This window comes from Leifsonia sp. Leaf336 (assembly GCF_001423695.1).
Lineage (GTDB): Bacteria > Actinomycetota > Actinomycetes > Actinomycetales > Microbacteriaceae > Leifsonia.
This window is the reverse complement of sequence record NZ_LMOZ01000001.1, coordinates 335,756-350,690: the sequence shown is the minus strand read 5'-3', so window position 1 is coordinate 350,690 and position 14,935 is coordinate 335,756. Positions and strand designations below refer to the sequence as shown.

Annotated in this window: 16 protein-coding genes and 3 tRNA genes; 4 read left to right on the top strand and 15 right to left on the bottom strand. The window is 70.5% G+C overall.

What is annotated here, in order from left to right; all coding sequences use genetic code 11:
• Positions 1-47: 47 nt before the first annotated feature.
• From ASF88_RS01650 to tilS, 12 genes are all read right to left on the bottom strand, one after another.
• The gene (locus ASF88_RS01650; RefSeq protein ID WP_055913332.1) at positions 48-848 is read right to left on the bottom strand and encodes a Rossmann-like and DUF2520 domain-containing protein; all 801 of its coding nucleotides are present in this window, start codon (positions 846-848) and stop codon (positions 48-50) included.
• Positions 845-2,575, bottom strand: coding sequence for a PH domain-containing protein (locus ASF88_RS01645; protein WP_235493233.1), 1,731 nt, complete (start codon positions 2,573-2,575; stop codon positions 845-847). Before ASF88_RS01645 ends, ASF88_RS01650 begins: the two co-directional genes overlap by 4 nt.
• Positions 2,572-3,057: a PH domain-containing protein gene (locus ASF88_RS01640; RefSeq protein WP_157498149.1), complete on the bottom strand. Its 486-nt coding sequence runs from the start codon at positions 3,055-3,057 to the stop codon at positions 2,572-2,574. Before ASF88_RS01640 ends, ASF88_RS01645 begins: the two co-directional genes overlap by 4 nt.
• Positions 3,041-3,517, bottom strand: coding sequence for a DUF3180 domain-containing protein (locus ASF88_RS01635; protein WP_055913328.1), 477 nt, complete (start codon positions 3,515-3,517; stop codon positions 3,041-3,043). Before ASF88_RS01635 ends, ASF88_RS01640 begins: the two co-directional genes overlap by 17 nt.
• Positions 3,514-4,071, bottom strand: coding sequence for a 2-amino-4-hydroxy-6-hydroxymethyldihydropteridine diphosphokinase (folK, locus tag ASF88_RS01630; protein WP_055913326.1), 558 nt, complete (start codon positions 4,069-4,071; stop codon positions 3,514-3,516). Before folK ends, ASF88_RS01635 begins: the two co-directional genes overlap by 4 nt.
• The gene (folB, locus tag ASF88_RS01625) at positions 4,068-4,466 is read right to left on the bottom strand and encodes a dihydroneopterin aldolase (RefSeq protein WP_055913323.1); all 399 of its coding nucleotides are present in this window, start codon (positions 4,464-4,466) and stop codon (positions 4,068-4,070) included. Before folB ends, folK begins: the two co-directional genes overlap by 4 nt.
• Positions 4,459-5,262, bottom strand: coding sequence for a dihydropteroate synthase (gene folP / locus ASF88_RS01620; protein ID WP_055913320.1), 804 nt, complete (start codon positions 5,260-5,262; stop codon positions 4,459-4,461). The genes folB and folP overlap by 8 nt, the downstream gene beginning before the upstream one ends.
• A 37-nt stretch (positions 5,263-5,299) precedes the next feature.
• Positions 5,300-5,875 (bottom strand): GTP cyclohydrolase I FolE, encoded by a 576-nt coding sequence (folE, locus tag ASF88_RS01615; RefSeq protein ID WP_055913317.1) that lies wholly within the window; start codon positions 5,873-5,875, stop codon positions 5,300-5,302.
• Between the two features lie 12 nt (positions 5,876-5,887).
• A complete protein-coding gene (ftsH, locus tag ASF88_RS01610; protein WP_055913314.1) occupies positions 5,888-7,891 on the bottom strand; it encodes an ATP-dependent zinc metalloprotease FtsH in 2,004 nt (667 codons plus the stop codon).
• Positions 7,892-7,990: 99 nt separating this feature from the next.
• Positions 7,991-8,341, bottom strand: coding sequence for a nuclear transport factor 2 family protein (locus ASF88_RS01605; RefSeq protein ID WP_055913311.1), 351 nt, complete (start codon positions 8,339-8,341; stop codon positions 7,991-7,993).
• A 71-nt stretch (positions 8,342-8,412) separates the two neighbouring features.
• Complete coding sequence (gene hpt / locus ASF88_RS01600; protein ID WP_055913308.1) at positions 8,413-8,964, bottom strand: hypoxanthine phosphoribosyltransferase; 552 nt, start codon at positions 8,962-8,964, stop codon at positions 8,413-8,415.
• A gap of 17 nt (positions 8,965-8,981) precedes the next feature.
• The gene (gene tilS, locus ASF88_RS01595) at positions 8,982-10,085 is read right to left on the bottom strand and encodes a tRNA lysidine(34) synthetase TilS (protein ID WP_055913305.1); all 1,104 of its coding nucleotides are present in this window, start codon (positions 10,083-10,085) and stop codon (positions 8,982-8,984) included.
• Positions 10,086-10,129: 44 nt separating this feature from the next.
• Between tilS and ppa the strand changes: the two genes are divergently transcribed.
• Positions 10,130-10,621 carry an inorganic diphosphatase gene (gene ppa / locus ASF88_RS01590; protein ID WP_055913302.1) on the top strand — a complete coding sequence of 164 codons (492 nt, stop codon included), beginning with the start codon at positions 10,130-10,132 and terminating at the stop codon, positions 10,619-10,621.
• A gap of 95 nt (positions 10,622-10,716) precedes the next feature.
• On the opposite strand, the gene ASF88_RS01585 is transcribed toward ppa, so the two are convergent.
• A complete protein-coding gene (locus tag ASF88_RS01585; protein WP_055913298.1) occupies positions 10,717-12,042 on the bottom strand; it encodes a C40 family peptidase in 1,326 nt (441 codons plus the stop codon).
• Complete coding sequence (locus tag ASF88_RS01580; protein WP_055913296.1) at positions 12,035-13,294, bottom strand: M23 family metallopeptidase; 1,260 nt, start codon at positions 13,292-13,294, stop codon at positions 12,035-12,037. The genes ASF88_RS01585 and ASF88_RS01580 overlap by 8 nt, the downstream gene beginning before the upstream one ends.
• 350 nt (positions 13,295-13,644) lie before the next feature.
• On the opposite strand from ASF88_RS01580, the gene ASF88_RS01575 reads away from it, so the two are divergent.
• The 3 genes from ASF88_RS01575 to ASF88_RS01565 all read left to right on the top strand — a co-directional run bounded on the left by ASF88_RS01575 (position 13,645) and on the right by ASF88_RS01565 (position 13,968).
• A tRNA-Glu gene (locus tag ASF88_RS01575) sits at positions 13,645-13,717 on the top strand.
• A gap of 37 nt (positions 13,718-13,754) precedes the next feature.
• Positions 13,755-13,831: transfer RNA gene (locus ASF88_RS01570), tRNA-Asp, on the top strand.
• 64 nt (positions 13,832-13,895) lie between these two features.
• Positions 13,896-13,968: transfer RNA gene (locus tag ASF88_RS01565), tRNA-Phe, on the top strand.
• An 80-nt stretch (positions 13,969-14,048) separates the two neighbouring features.
• On the opposite strand, the gene ASF88_RS01560 is transcribed toward ASF88_RS01565, so the two are convergent.
• Positions 14,049-14,915: a hypothetical protein gene (locus ASF88_RS01560; protein ID WP_055916567.1), complete on the bottom strand. Its 867-nt coding sequence runs from the start codon at positions 14,913-14,915 to the stop codon at positions 14,049-14,051.
• Between the last annotated feature and the right edge of the window lie 20 nt (positions 14,916-14,935).

Below are 14,935 nucleotides of genomic sequence, written 5' to 3'. Positions count from 1 at the left end.
GTCTCTGTGCTGGTGCGCGGCCTCCGTCTCGGGAGGCCGCATCCAGGCTACTCGCCGCGCAGGAACCAGCCGCGCCCGTCGTCGTCCGCCGGGCCGTCGCCGGGCCGGACGCCGCCCTCCTTCAGTTCGTCGAGGAGGCCGACGTCGAGCGCGCTCGGTGCGCCGGCGCGCGTCAACGCGTTGTCGACGGCCGAGCGCAGCAGCGAGCTGAGGAACGACCCGGGGTTCTCCACGCCGATCCCGGCGAGGATGCCGGTGGACTGCTCCACGATCGAGCGCGAGAAGGCGGTGGCGGTCGCGATGGCCTCCGCGTACGCGGGCCGGTCCTCCTCGGCGATCACCACGGGCTCGCCGCCCATCTCGACCACCAGGGCCTGCGCGATCGGCAGCACCGGCGCCGGCGCGGTGACGGCGAACCAGCTCTCGCCCAGCCGGGAGAGGTCGAGGCTCGTGCCCGTGAACTCGAGGGCGGGGTGCACCGCGAGCGGGATGGCGCCGGCCTCGGCGGCGGGGCGCAGCACACCGACTCCGTGAGCGGGCGCCGTGTGGAGGACGAGCTGGCCGGGCTGCCAGGTGCCGGTCGCGGCGAGCCCGGCCACCAGCCCGGGGAGCTCGAGGTCGGGAACCGCGAGGATCACCAGCTCGCTGCGCTCGACGAGAGTCGGCACGTCGAGGATCGGCGCCTGCGGCAGCATGGCCTGCGCGCGCTCGCGGCTCTCGGCCGACACCGCCGAGATGCCGACGATCGCGTGCCCCGCGCCGGCCAGGGCGGCGCCGAGCACGGGCCCCACCCTCCCGGCTCCGACGATGCCGAGGCCCAGACGACCCGAGCGTGCGGCGGCATTCATGCGTCCTCCCCAGGGGTGTCGTTACGAGGTGCGGACTCGATGCGCTGGTCCAGAGCAGGAGCGGGAGCGGGAGCGGGAGCGGGGCCGTGCACCCCCCAGCGGTGGCTGCGGTCGCGGGCCGCGGCCTCCACCGCCCGCGCGGCCACCGTCTCGAACAGGTCGACGCCGATCGTGGAGTCCATCGCGCCGAGCCGCGGGCGCACCGGCCCCGAGACGGTGTGGAATCGCGTCTCGGCCAGCCCCAGCAGCCGGTCGATCGGCCCCTGCTGGAGCTCGAGGCTCTGCAGCCGGGCCAGCGGCACGATCGCGAGACTGCGCCAGACGAAGCCGCGGCGCAGCAGCACGACGCCGTCGACCATCCGGAACCCGGTGCGCTGCCACGACAACGGCCGCAGCCACGCGGCACGGCGCGGGCTGCCGGTGAAGTCGTCACGACCGCGGGAGGTCATCCCCTGCAGGACGGCGTCGCTGTGCTCTGCGGTGAACGTCGGCAGCACGAGCGCGAGCACGCGAGCCACGTCGGCCTGGTCGCCGACCGGCAGCATGGTCGTGTTCGGCTGCCCTGCAGCGCCCTTCTCGCGCGAGTGACCCGCGGTGTCGATGCGGATCTGCCACCAGCCGAACGGGCGCCACAGCAGCGGCTGCTGCACCTCCACCGCGTGCACGCGGCCCGGCGGGAGGGTCTCGTTGCTCGTGCTCAGGAGGCCGAAGCCCACGCGGACGCCGTCGGGTGTCCCCGCGATCGAGTAGCGCAGCGACTTGGTGAAGCGGTTGATGTAGAAGCTGGCGGAGCCGATCAGGCCGGGCAGGACGACGATGAGCAGCCACGGCGCCCCTCCGGCCGACCCGATCACCAGCAGCACGATCACGACGACCACGAAGATCGAGAAGCCGCTCAGCACCAGCGAGCCCGCGAGCCGCAGCGGCGGGATCTTGACGACCGACTCGGGCGGAGCGGCGTTCGGGTCGAGTTCGGGGGCGAGGAAGTCGTTGACGCGCTGGCCGATGAAGTCGCCCACCTGAGCGCTGCGGGAGGCCGGGGGCACCGGACCGGTACCCGCGCCGGCTGGGTTCGCAGCACCGACGCCGGCGACGCCCTCGACCCCCTGGGCCTGAGCCGCCTCCGCTGCGCGCACGCCGGAGGCGAGCCGCAGCACGTCTGACCGCAGCCCGTCGGCCAGCACCGAGCCGAGGTACGCCAGCGGCACGTTGGCGTCGTGACCCGCCACCGTGATGTCGAGCTTCGCGGCCCCGAAGATGCGTGCCAGCAGGGGCCGCACGATGTTGATGCCCTGGATGCGGTCGAGTCGCGCCTTGCGCTGCGTGCGGAACAGGATGCCGCTGCGCACCTCCACCGCGTCGTCGGTGATCCGGAAGCTGTGCATCCGCCACGACACGTAGAACGCCGCGAGGCAGCCGAGCAGCACCACGGCGATGCCGAGCAGCGCCCAGCCCTCCCAACCGTGGTTGACGATCGCGTCGATCGGGTCGCCGCCGACGTCGGGTGCGCCGACGAAGAAGCTCACGAGCCGCTCGCGCAGGTTCGACAGCACGAAGCCGAGCACCGCGATGAACACGATGCCGCCGCGCAGCAGCGGCGTCGCGGGGTGGAGGCGATGCCACTCGCCGTCGGTGAGATGCTCGGCGGCGCGCTCCGCCGCGCTGAGCGGGCCACCGGGCAGCGGCGCCTCCGGCTGCGGGGCGCCCGGCTGCCCCTGCAGGCTCACAGTCCCGCCCGGCGGCTCTCCGCCAGCTCCACGAGACGGTCGCGCAGTTCGGCCGCCTCGGCCTCCGGAAGCCCGGGGACGACGACGTTGGTCGACGCGGCCGCCGTCACGAACTTGAGGTCGGCCAGGCCCAGCATGCGCCCGACCGGCCCGCGCGTGATGTCGATGAGCTGCATGCGCCCGTACGGCACCGACACGAACCGCTGGTACATGATGCCGCGGCGGAACAGCAGGTCGTCGTCACGCAGACGGTAGCCGATCGAGCGCGTGCGGCGGTTGGCGACGAACAGCGAGATCAGCGTGACGACCACGATCACGATCAGCGCTATCCACGCCCACGACCAGCCAGCGACGAGCCAGAGGAACACCGACGCAGCGCTCAGCACCAGCCCGGTGAGCAGGGTGCTGACGACCACCACGACGACATACTTCGGCGAGACGCGGTTCCACTCTCCGACGGAGAGGTCAATGCGAGCGGACACGGGCGGTCTCCGGATCGTCGTCGTCATCGGGCGGCAGGGTGCAGAAGAACTCGGCGATCAGGCCCGCGATCATCAGGATGATCGCGCCGGCCGTTCCCAGCGCCGTCAGCAGCACCGCGTTGGAGGCCGGGAGCACGTCCCGGGTCACCAGGTACAGCAGGATGCCGAGGCCCGCACCGGTCAGCAGCGCGCCACTCAGGCTGCACGCCTTGGCGAACACGACGATGCGCATCGCCTGGAACGGGTCGATGCGGCGGGAGCTGCGCCCCCGCACCGCGCGCCGGATCGGGATGGCGAAGGCGACGACGATGATCGCGACCGCCACGAGCGTGATCGGGAGGGTCAGTGGCGGAACGAACACGGCGACGCCCATACCGGAGGCCGCGAGCTCGAGCAGGAAGCCGACGACCACGCCACCCACGCCGAGCCCGATGAGGGAGGTCGGACGGGTGCGCTTCACGAGCGGGTCCTCCCGTCGTCGTCGCCGCGCTCGTCGTAGAGCGTCACCGGGTCGGTCGCGGCCGCGGCGAGCGCCGCCACCGGGCCGTACCCGGCGAGCACCGCATCCGGGTCGACGTCGAGCCACGGCACTAGCACGAAGGCCCGCTCGTGCGCGCGCGGGTGCGGGAGGACGATGCGCGGGTCGTCGTCGGCGACGATCCCGCCGTAGTCCACGATGTCGATGTCGATCGTGCGGTCGCCCCAGCGCTCGTGACGCACGCGGCCGAGGGCGTCCTCCACCTGGTTGACGGCCGCGAGCAGGGCCAGCGGGTCGAGGATCGTGTGCACCCGGGCGACGGCGTTGAGGTAGGCGGGCGCCTCGTCGGAGATGCCCTCCGGCTTGAGCGCCGGCGTCTCGTACAGCCGCGACACCGCCTCGATGTGGAGGCCGGCGTCGTCGCCGAGCATCCGCAAGGCCTCCCGGATCGTCGCGGCGCGGTCGCCCAGGTTGCTGCCGAACGCCAGCACCGCCGGCGACCCGACCCGCAGACGTTCCGGACGCGGGGCGTTCACGACCGGCCCCGGAGGATGCGCACGGCGACGTCGTCGAACGGCACCTCGATCGGTGCATCGGGCTTGTGGACCGTCACCTCGACCGAGTGCACGGGCTCGTGGGCGAGCACCACAGCGGCGACGCGCTCGGCGACGGTCTCGATCAGGTCGACCGGGTCGCGGCGCACGGCGTCGGCGACCTCGACCGCGAGCTCGCCGTAGTGCACCGTGCGGCTCAGGTCGTCGGAGACCGCGGACGGCGACAGGTCGAGGTGCGCGGTCACGTCGACCACGAAGTCCTGGCCGTTCTCGCGCTCGAAGTCGAACACCCCGTGGTGAGCGCGCACGCGCAGCCCGGTCAGCACGATCGCGTCCGTCGGCCGCAGCGAGGCGGTCGCGGCATCGGATTCAGTCATCGCGTCCAGCTTGCCACGCCCGCACGACATCCAGGGCGATCCGCGTCGACGCCACGTCGTGAACGCGCACGGCCCAGACGCCCGCCTGCGCGGCGAGGGCGGAGATGACCGCGGTCGGGGCGTCGCGGTCCTCCACTGCGGCGTCCTCCGGCAGCAGCGCACCCAGGAATCGCTTGCGGGAGGCGCCGATCAGCACCGGGTAGCCGAGGGTCTCGAACTCGTGGAGGCCGGCCAGCACCTGCCAGTTGTGAGTCGCGTTCTTCGAGAAGCCGAGACCGGGGTCGAGCACCAGCTTGGCCGGGTCGATGCCGCGGTCGAGGAGGTCGGTGACCCGGGCGGACAGCTCGTGGCGCACCTCCGCCACGGTGTCGGTGTAGACCGCGCGGGAGTCCGCGGCGTCGAGCCGGCCGCGCCAGTGCATGACGACGTACTGGAGGCCGGTGTCGAGGACGGCGTCGGGCATCCCGGGGTCGCCGAGGCCTCCCGAGACGTCGTTGATGATCGCGGCGCCCGCGTCGGCGGCCGCCCGGGCGGTGGAGGCGTTGAGCGTGTCGACGCTGACGGTCACGCCGAGCCCGGCGAGGGTGCGGATGACCGGCACCACGCGCGCCTGCTCCTCCACCGGGTCGACGCGAACGGCGCCCGGGCGGGTGGACTCGCCGCCGACGTCGATCAGGTCGGCGCCCTGGGCGACCAGGTCGAGCGCGTGCGCGACGGCGGCGTCCGGTTCCAGCCACCGGCCTCCGTCGCTGAAGGAGTCGGGCGTCACGTTGAGCACGCCCATGATGAGAGTCACGCCCGCGCACCCCTCCGCGCGCGGCCGGCAGGCGTGGTCACGCGACGCCCCGGCCGATGAGGGCGATGAGCTCGGCGCGGGCTGCCGGCTCGGTGAAGGTTCCGCGCGCGGCGATCGTCACCGTGGAGGCCGCTGTCTGCCGGGCGCCGCGGGTCGTCACGCACTCGTGGGAGGCGTCAAGGACGACGAGTACGCCGCGGGCCGCGGCGCCGTTCTCGATGGTGTCGGCGATCTGCTCGGTGAGCCGCTCCTGCAGCTGCGGTCGGGCCGACAGGGTCTCGATCACGCGCGGGATGCGGCCGAGACCGATCACGGCCTCCCCCGGCAGGTACGCCACGTGCGCGACGCCGAGGAACGGGAGGAGGTGGTGCTCGCACACGGAGCGGAACCGGATGTCGCGCAGGATCACCGTCTCGGCCGTCGCGCCCTCCAGCGGCACGGGCTCACCGAGCTGCGAACGCGCGTCGACGCCGACGCCCGCGAAGAACTCCTCGTAGGCGTCGGCGACACGCGATGGCGTCTCGGCCAGCCCCGGACGCGACAGATCCTCGCCGATGGCGGCGAGGATCTCGGCGACGGCCGCCTCGATGCGTGCGCGATCGAAACCGGTCATGCGGCGCGCGGCCTAGGCCGTCGCCGGCCGCGGCTTGATGGCGGGAGCGCGCTTGGGCTTCGACGACGGCGGCTCGGAGTCCACTCCGCCATCGACCGCTCCGGCGTCGATCGGCGCCTTCGGGAACTCGATGGGCGGAAGGTCGGAGATCGGCCGCTTGTCGCTGGAGAGCCACTGCGGGCGCTCCGGCAGCTTCTTCACGTCGGCGAAGATCTCGGCGATCTGGTTGTGGTCGAGCGTCTCCTGCTCCAGCAGAGCTGCGGCGAGCCGGTCGAGCACGGCGCGGTTGTCGTTGATGACCTCCCACGCCTCGTCGTGCGCCTTCTCAATGAGAGCGCGCACCTCGGCGTCGACGCGCTCGGCGATGCGCTCCGAGTAGTCGCGCTGGTGGCCCATGTCGCGGCCGAGGAACATCTCGCCGTTCGCCTGGCCGAGCTTGACCGAACCGATGTCGGCGCTCATGCCGTACTCCGTGACCATCTTGCGGGCGATGGAGGTCGCCTTCTCGATGTCGTTGGAGGCGCCGGTGGTCGGGTCGTGGAACACGATCTCCTCGGCGACGCGGCCGCCCATCGCGTAGGCGAGCTGGTCGAGCAGCTCGTTGCGGGTGACCGAGTACTTGTCCTCCAGCGGCATCACCATCGTGTAGCCGAGGGCGCGACCGCGCGGGAGGATCGTGATCTTGGTCACCGGGTCGGTGTGCCGCATGGCCGCGGCGGCGAGAGCGTGACCGCCCTCGTGGTACGCCGTGATCAGCTTCTCCTGGTCCTTCATGACCCGCGTGCGCTTCTGCGGACCCGCGATGACGCGGTCGACCGCCTCGTCGAGTGCGCGGTTGTCGATCAGCTGCGCGTTGGAGCGCGCCGTGAGCAGAGCGGCCTCGTTGAGGACGTTCGCCAGGTCGGCGCCGGTGAACCCCGGCGTCTTGCGGGCGAGCACCTCGAGGTCGACGGAGGCCGCGAGCGGCTTGCCGCGCCCGTGCACCTCCAGGATCTTCTTGCGGCCGAGCATGTCGGGGGCGTCCACGCCGATCTGCCGGTCGAAGCGGCCGGGACGCAGCAACGCGGGGTCGAGGATGTCGGGACGGTTGGTCGCCGCGATCAGGATGACGTTCGTCTTGGGGTCGAAGCCGTCCATCTCGACGAGCAGCTGGTTGAGCGTCTGCTCGCGCTCGTCGTGCCCGCCGCCGAGGCCGGCACCGCGGTGACGGCCGACGGCGTCGATCTCGTCGATGAAGATGATCGCGGGCGAGTTCTCCTTGGCCTGCTGGAACAGGTCGCGGACGCGGCTCGCGCCGACGCCGACGAACATCTCGACGAAGTCGGAACCCGAGATCGAGTAGAAGGGGACGCCCGCCTCACCCGCGACGGCGCGGGCCAGCAGCGTCTTGCCTGTGCCGGGAGGGCCGTACAGCAGCACACCCTTGGGGATGCGCGCGCCGACCGCCTGGAACTTGGCAGGCTCCTTGAGGAAGTCCTTGATCTCCTGCAGCTCCTCGATGGCCTCGTCGGACCCGGCGACGTCGTCGAAGGTGACCTTCGGCGTCTCCTTGGTGACGAGCTTCGCCCGCGACTTGCCGAACTGCATGACCTTGTTGCCGCCGCCCTGCATGCCCGAGATCATGATCCAGAAGAACACGCCGATGAGCAGTGCGGGGATGAGGAACCCGAGGATGTTGACGAGCCAGTTCGGCTGCGGCACCTCGTCGTCGTAGCCCTTGGGGAGGTTCGCGTCGTCGATCGCCTTGACGACGTCCTGGCCGCGCGGGGTGACGTAATAGAACTGCACCTGCGTGCCGAGCGAGCCGTCCGCCTGCTTCAGCGTCAAGTCGACACGGTTCTCACCGTCGACGATCTTCGCGCTCGACACCTTGTCTTGAGACAGGAGGTCGAGGCCCTCCTGCGTCGTGACGCTCTTGAAGCCCGACATCGTGATCAGGCTGGAGCCGATCCACACCGCGATGATCGCGAGCACGACGTACAGGATCGGGCCGCGGAAGATCTTCTTGAGGTTCATGGTGCGACCACAGTACCGCCTGAGCGCTGTGGGTCGGCTGCGTGTTCGCTCTGGGCGCGCTTACGGCTGCGGGCGCGAGAGACCATGCCGGAGGACGCGTCAGGTGACGGGAAAGATGGCCGGCCAGTACTCGGCGATCATCCCGTCGGCGACGCGCACGAAGTCGTGCCCGGCGAAGGCCATCGTCTCGTCGCCCATACGGCAGGTGGCCACCCAGCGCGCCGCGACGATCCCGTCGTCCACGAGTGGGCCGGCCTGCACGTCGAACTCGACGCTGTCGAACTGGTCGACGGTCTCGGCGATCGCGCGGGCGAACCCGCGCGGCCCGACGACGTCACCCTCCGGCCAGTGCCCGACGGCCTCGGCCGCGATGATCGGCTCGAGCGCGGCGTGCCGGTCGCTCCACGCGGCCAGCCAGCGTCGGTAGAGCTCGGTGGGTTCGTCAGGCATGCGGACATCGGATCACTCCTGAGCCGGCTGCACAAGTGGACGAGCGGGTCAGCGCACCGCTGCGGCCCTCGTCAGCTATAGACGGCCGGGGCCAGGATGCCGACGCCGCGGAGGTTGCGGTAGCGCTCGGCGTAGTCGAGGCCGTACCCGACCACGAACTGGTTCGGGATCTCGAAGCCGACGTACTTGACGTCGATCTCGACCCGGGCGGCCTCCGGCTTGCGCAGCAGGGTGAAGATCTCGATCGACTCCGGGCCGCGGCTGTGCAGGTTCGCGAGCAGCCACGAGAGCGTGAGCCCGGAGTCGATGATGTCTTCGACGATCAGCACGGTCTTGCCGCTGAGATCGGTGTCCAGGTCTTTCAGGATGCGCACGACGCCGCTGGAGGCGGTGCCGCTGCCGTACGAGCTGACGGCCATCCAGTCCATCGTCACGGGGATGCGGAGCTCACGGGACAGGTCGGCCATGACCATGACGGCGCCCTTGAGGACGCCGACCAGCAGGACGTCCTTGCCGGCGTAGTCGGCCTCCACCTCGCGGGAGAGCTCGGCGATGCGGGAGCGGATCTGCTCCTCTGTGATGAGAATCTCGGTCAGGTCGTCGTGAACGTCCGTGAGTTCCATGGGGGAGGCGCGGTCCTTTAGCTGTCGGGGTGAAACGTGAGCAGGCCGTTCTGCCTGACAACTCTAACGCCTGGCAGGCTGAGCGGACCCTGGCCGTGCCAGGCCGTGATCAGCTCCGCGACGGCCAGCGTGTGCGCCCGGCTGAGGGACACCCCGAACTCGGCGGAGACGACCAGGCGGATGATGCGCTGGCGCAGCGCCGCGGGGTCGGCGGCGAGGCCGCGCACGTCGAGGGCGACGGCGCCGTCATCGGTCTGGCTCACCAGTTCCTGCGCCCACTCGAGGGCGAGGCCGTCGAGCGCCTCGTCGTCCTCCCGCAGCTGCTCGGCGGTGCGGGCGAGCGCCTCGGCCACTCCCGGCCCGAGCTCGTCCTCCAGGGCGGGCAGGAGCCGGTTGCGCACCCGCACGCGCGTGTAAGAGGGGTCGTCGTTGTGGGGGTCTTCCCAGGGGGTCAGGCCGCTGTCGGCGCAGAACGCGCGCGTCGTGCTCCGGCGCAGACCGAGGAACGGGCGCAGCAGCATGCCGGTGTCCGGTCGCATGCCCTGGAGGCTCGACGGCCCGGACCCGCGTGCGAGCCCGAGGAGCACCGTCTCTGCCTGGTCGTCGAGCGTGTGCGCGAGCAGAATGCGCTCCGCGCCTGTCGCGCGGCGGGCGCGGTCGAACGCCGCGTGCCTCGCCGCTCGGGCCTCGCCCTCCGGTCCCCGCTCCCCCGCCCCGACCTCCACCCGTTCGACGAGCACCGGGTCGAGGCCGAACGAGCGCGCCTGCGCCGCGGCGGCCTCCGCGACCTCCGCCGACCCGGCCTGGAGGCCGTGGTCGACCACGATCGCGCCCGCGCGATAGCCGCGCCGCGGCGCCTCGAACGCGGTCGCTGCCGCGAGCGCCAGCGAGTCGGCGCCTCCGCTCAGCCCCACCAGCACGAGGGCGCCCGGCGCGAGCGGGGTAGGCCGGGCCGGGCCGTGGTCGTCGTCGGGGTCCGTCGCGGGGAGGTCGGCGGCGGCGGCCAGAGCCTCCCGTACCGCGCGGCGGGCGTCGGCGATCGGCGGGGTCAACCGGGGGCGTCGGGGAGGCTCTTCGGGCGCTTCACCCGACGCGTCACCCGAGGAGCCGTTGAGCTGCATCCAGTAACGTTAGTGCAGATTTCCGACAGCTAAGGAGCAACGGCATGGCCGAATACGACGTCGTCATCGAGATCCCGAAGGGGAGCCGCAACAAGTACGAGGTGGACCACGAGACCGGCCGTGTGTACCTCGATCGCGTGCTGTTCACCAGCTTCGTCTACCCGACCGACTACGGCTTCTTCGAGAACACCCTCGGCGACGACGGCGACCCGCTGGACGTCCTGGTGCTGCTCGAGTACCCGGTCTTCCCCGGTGTCGGCGTCAAGGTCCGCCCGGTCGGCGTGCTGAACATGTCCGACGAGGCCGGCGGCGACGCGAAGATCATCGCGGTGCCCTACAAGGACCCGCGCTGGCAGCACATCCAGGACGTGAACGACGTCCCGGAGCAGACCCGCAAGGAGATCGAGCACTTCTTCGCCCGTTACAAAGACCTCGAGCCGGGCAAGTTCGTCAACATCGAGGGCTGGGGCGACGCCGCCGAGGCCGAGTCCATCATCGAGAAGGGCTTCGCCAAGCTCGCCGCAGAGGGCCACTGACCTTCGCACTCAGACGCAACCGCCGGGGCGGCAGATGACCTGCCGCCCCGGCGGTTTTTCGTGTCAGCGCGCCGTTTCGGCGACGCGGTTCGACCTCAGGCGGACGGGCGGGCGACCTGCGACCAGGGCGAACCCCACACCGACTGGACCTTGACGACGTCGCCCTCGGTGGGGGCGGCGATCATCATGCCGCCGCCGATGTAGATACCCACGTGATAGAAGCTGCCGGGACCGGAGCCCCAGAAGATCAGGTCACCGGCTTGGCGCTGGCTGTAGGGGACGATCTGACCGCGGCCTCGCGCCGTGTAGTACTGGTCGTTCACCGAGTGCGACCCGATGTAGAGGCCGGCATAGGCGTAGGCCTTCATCGTGAGACCGGAGCAGTCGTAGCCGGTCGGCCCCTCACCGCCGAAGATGTACGGCTTGCCGAGCTGCGCGCGTGCGTAGGCGATGGCCGTCTGGACCACGTTGCCGTTCGGCGGTGCGACCGAGCCGCCGCCGGACGAGCCGCCGCTCGACGAACCTCCACCGGAGGAGCCCCCGCCCTGCTGCTGCTGCTGTTGCTGTTGCTGCTGCTGCTGCAACTGCTGCTGCCGGCGCGCTTCCTCCTCCTGCGCCTTGCGGGCGGCCTCCTGGGCGGCCTTGACGGCCTCGCCCTGCAAGTAGGCGGCCTCGACCTGGGCGGAGGTGTTCTTCAGCGTCGCGAGCTGGGCGACCAGCTCGGTGGACTTGGTCTGCTGCTCGGCCAGCGCGCTCTGCGCGGCGGACTGCGCGCTCTGCGCGGCGGCGAGCGCCTTGTCGGCCTCGGCCTTGAGCGACTGGCGCTCGGTCGTGGCGACCTTCGCCTGCGCGGTGAGGGCCTCCGCGGTGTTCTTGTCTTTGGTGGCCTGGTCGTAGACGGCCTTCGACTGCTCGGTCAGCTTGCTCATGGTGCCGAGCTGGAAGAGCAGCTTGTCGGCGCCCTCCCCCGAGCCTCCACCCTTGAGCAGGAGCTCGGTGCTGACGTCGCCGCCGCCGCCGGCCGCCTTGGCGAGGTGCGAGGCGAGGAGGCCGGCGCGCATCTGCGACGTCTTGGCTTTGGCGGCAGCCGCCGACGCCTGGCCCTGGAGGTCGTTCTCTTTGGCGGTCGCCTTGTCCAGTGCGTCCTTGGCCTGGAAGTAGGCCTCCGCCGCCTTCTCGGACGCGATGCGCGCCGCGTCGACGTTGGACTGGAGGTTGCCGATCAGCGCCGTGATGTTGGCGACCATCGCCTGCTGGTTCGTGACGTTGGCCTTCGCCTGCTGCACGTCGTTCCATGATGGGTAGTCGACGGCGTGCGCCGGCGTGATGATGCCGATGGAGGCCGTGACCGCGCCCATGACGCCGGCGCCGATGGCCAGCCCGGGTCGGATGCGCGAGTTCTTCGAGGAGTCGCTAGCCAAGGGGTGCCTGCCTGTCTCTCATGAAGGGGATCCCGTCGATCTTCTGATCGTTCACCCGGACTTCGAAGTGCAAGTGGCAGCCGGTCGACGCGCCGGTGGTGCCGACGTGCGCGATCGGCTGGCCGGCGCCGACGCCCTGGCCGATGCCGACGAGGATGCCGCCGTTGCGGATGTGGGCGTAGCCGGTCTTGACACCGCCGCCGTTGTCGATGAGCACGAAGTTGCCGTAGCTCCCGTCCGGCCCCGCGTAGATGACGGTGCCGCTGTGAGCCGCGTAGATCGGTGCATTGCACGAGGCGCCGATGTCGATGCCCATGTGATACGTGCTGCCGACGCCGCCCGGCGACGGCCGAGCGCCGAATCCGTCGGTGATCGGGCCGGCCGCGGGAACAGCCCAGCCCTGCGGCCCGACGTACCCGCCAGGGAGGCCGCCCGACCCACGCGCGGCTGCCGCGGCTGCGGCGGCGGCCACGCCCGCCTGGTAGCCGGCGACGGTCTTGGCCGTGGCATCGCGCAGGGCAGCGAGCTGCGCCTGCATGATCACGATCTGCTTCTGCTGCTCCGCGAGCTTGTCTTGCGCGGCCTTCGCGGCGGCGACGGCGGCCTGGAGGGCGCTCTCGGCGGCGACGCGCAACTTCTCGCGCTCGGCCTTGGCGACCTCCGCCTGCGCGGAAAGCGACTTGGCGGTGTTCTGGGCGACCTTCGCGTCGGTGTAGACCTTGTCGGACTGCTCGGTGAGCTTGGACATGCTGCCGAGGTCGGAGAGCAGTTGCTCCGGGGTCGAGCCGCTCGCGCCGTTGCCGCTCAAGAAGAGGTTGGCCGTGAGGTTGCGGCCGCCCGTGCGGTAGAGCTGCGCGGCGAGCTTGCCCGCCTGCGCCGCCGCCGCGTCGGCCTTCTGCTGGCTGGCGGCGGCCTGGGCCTCGAGGTCCCTGGCCTCCATGTCGGCCTTGTCGTAGGCGGCCTCGGCCGCCTGCAGCTCCTCGCCGCGCTTCTGCGCTGCGGCCTGGGTGTCGGAGACCTCCTGGTTCAGCTGCGCGATCAGGGTCGTGATGCGCGTGACCTGGGCTGCGGCCGCCCCCTCGTTGGCCTTGGCGTTCTGGACGTCCTGCCAACTGGGGTAGTCGGCGTAGGCCGGAGCGGCGATCGAGCCGACCGCTCCCGTGACGACGATGGCGCCGACGCAGAGCAGGCGGATCAGGGCGCGGCGCGAGCGCCCCCGCCTGGGGAGCTCGTCACTCGTCTCGCGTCTCATACGTTCGTCACCTCGAACCCGTCGTAGTCAGTCAGTATCACCAGTCACACGAATCACACGGGTCGCGTTATCACCAGATGCAACTTTAGCAACATCGGGGCGCCGCCGCCCGGGTCGGGAGGGCGTCGGTGCACGGTCGGACCACGTGCGGTCGCACGGACGACAGGGGGGCCGTCGCACGCAATCTACCCGTGGATTCACGGGCCTCCCGGGCATTTCGACGGGGCGTCGCGCGAACCCGGCGACGATCGACCCGCCCGGGCTGCAGCCCCGATTCGCTTTCTGTCAGGGACTTCCGTATGCTTATTCGTCGGTGGTCATCAGAAAAAGAAAGTCTTCTGGGACGATCCGGCCCCATCGTTTAGTGGCCTAGGACGCCGCCCTTTCACGGCGGTAGCACGGGTTCGAATCCCGTTGGGGTCACGATGGCATCCTCTACAATTGAACAGCAACACAATTAGGCCCTGTAGCGCAGTTGGTTAGCGTGCCGCCCTGTCACGGCGGAGGTCGCGGGTTCAAGTCCCGTCAGGGTCGCCAAGGCGACAAGCCCTTCCAGATGGAAGGGCTTCCGTCTAGGTGGACGCAGTAATAGGCGTCCTCCGGCTCTGTAGCTCAGTTGGTAGAGCGTTCGACTGAAAATCGAAAGGTCACCGGATCGATGCCGGTCGGAGCCACAGCAGAATAGAGAACCCCCGGATCCCTTGCGGATGCCGGGGGTTTTTCGTTGCCTCTCGGGGCTCGATGGACGCCCGTATCACGCGTCGAACCCGCGTTCCCGGTAGAGGTCGATGCTCTCCTTCAGGGCCTTGAGCACGTACGGGGGGAACTCCATGCCGCTCCGCTCTGCCCAGAGCAGTTGCGCTTCGATCCGGCCGACCTCGCGCGCGTACTTCTCGAGATCGTCGGCGAAGCCGAGCACGCTCGCCACACCGCCCATCTGGGCGCGATAGCGGTCCTGGCCGTTCGTGCCGACGAGGTTGTACGTCTTCTCTCTCAGGATGCGCGCCAGGTAGAGCTGCCACGGCTTGAGCTCACCGCTCTGCACGAGCTGGGTCGCGCTCATCCGGTAGAACGCGAAGTGACCCGGTTCCTGCCTGCGGATCGGGCTGACGATCGTCTCGGCGATCGCAGCCTCGCCGAGGTCCAGCATCCCGTCGTAGAGGACGTTGTACGCCAGCACCGCCTGCCGCTCGGTACTCGCGCCGGTCAGGTAGTAGAGCAGCCGCGCGATGTCCTGGATCGACGAGAAGTGCGCGAGAGCGCCCATGATCTTGATCTTGAACGAGACGGCGAGCTCGGGTTGGGCGGCCGGCCGGCCGAGATCCTGCTGCAGGCGGTCGAGGATCAGTCCGTGCTGGATCTCCTGCGGCTGCCACACGTCGGCGTAGAACATGCGATCGACTTCGTGCACGTCAGGCAGCAGAACGAGCAACTCGAGCACGTTCCGGTCGACTTCGAGCTCCACCCGCGCGAGGTAGTCGATGACGTGGCCGTAGCGATCGGCGACAGCCGCTGGTGCGCGGACGTCACGGTCGACCGAGTCGAGAGCGATCGGCGGATGCTGCTCCCCGAGCCGCTGGACGTGCTCGAGAATCCTCTGCGGAGAGACGCGATCTGCCATCACGTCCATCATGGACCGAC

Bases quoted from the DNA above. Each gene is read 5' to 3' on its own strand.
- ASF88_RS01650 (WP_055913332.1), bottom strand. From the start codon at position 848: ATGAATGCCGCCGCACGCTCGGGTCGTCTGGGCCTCGGCATCGTCGGA.
- ASF88_RS01605 (WP_055913311.1), bottom strand. From the start codon at position 8,341: ATGCCTGACGAACCCACCGAGCTCTACCGACGCTGGCTGGCCGCGTGG.
- folB (WP_055913323.1), bottom strand. From the start codon at position 4,466: ATGACTGAATCCGATGCCGCGACCGCCTCGCTGCGGCCGACGGACGCG.
- folE (WP_055913317.1), bottom strand. From the start codon at position 5,875: ATGACCGGTTTCGATCGCGCACGCATCGAGGCGGCCGTCGCCGAGATC.
- ASF88_RS01580 (WP_055913296.1), bottom strand. From the start codon at position 13,294: ATGAGACGCGAGACGAGTGACGAGCTCCCCAGGCGGGGGCGCTCGCGC.
- ftsH (WP_055913314.1), bottom strand. From the start codon at position 7,891: ATGAACCTCAAGAAGATCTTCCGCGGCCCGATCCTGTACGTCGTGCTC.
- ppa (WP_055913302.1), top strand. From the start codon at position 10,130: ATGGCCGAATACGACGTCGTCATCGAGATCCCGAAGGGGAGCCGCAAC.
- hpt (WP_055913308.1), bottom strand. From the start codon at position 8,964: ATGGAACTCACGGACGTTCACGACGACCTGACCGAGATTCTCATCACA.
- tilS (WP_055913305.1), bottom strand. From the start codon at position 10,085: ATGCAGCTCAACGGCTCCTCGGGTGACGCGTCGGGTGAAGCGCCCGAA.
- ASF88_RS01560 (WP_055916567.1), bottom strand. From the start codon at position 14,915: ATGGCAGATCGCGTCTCTCCGCAGAGGATTCTCGAGCACGTCCAGCGG.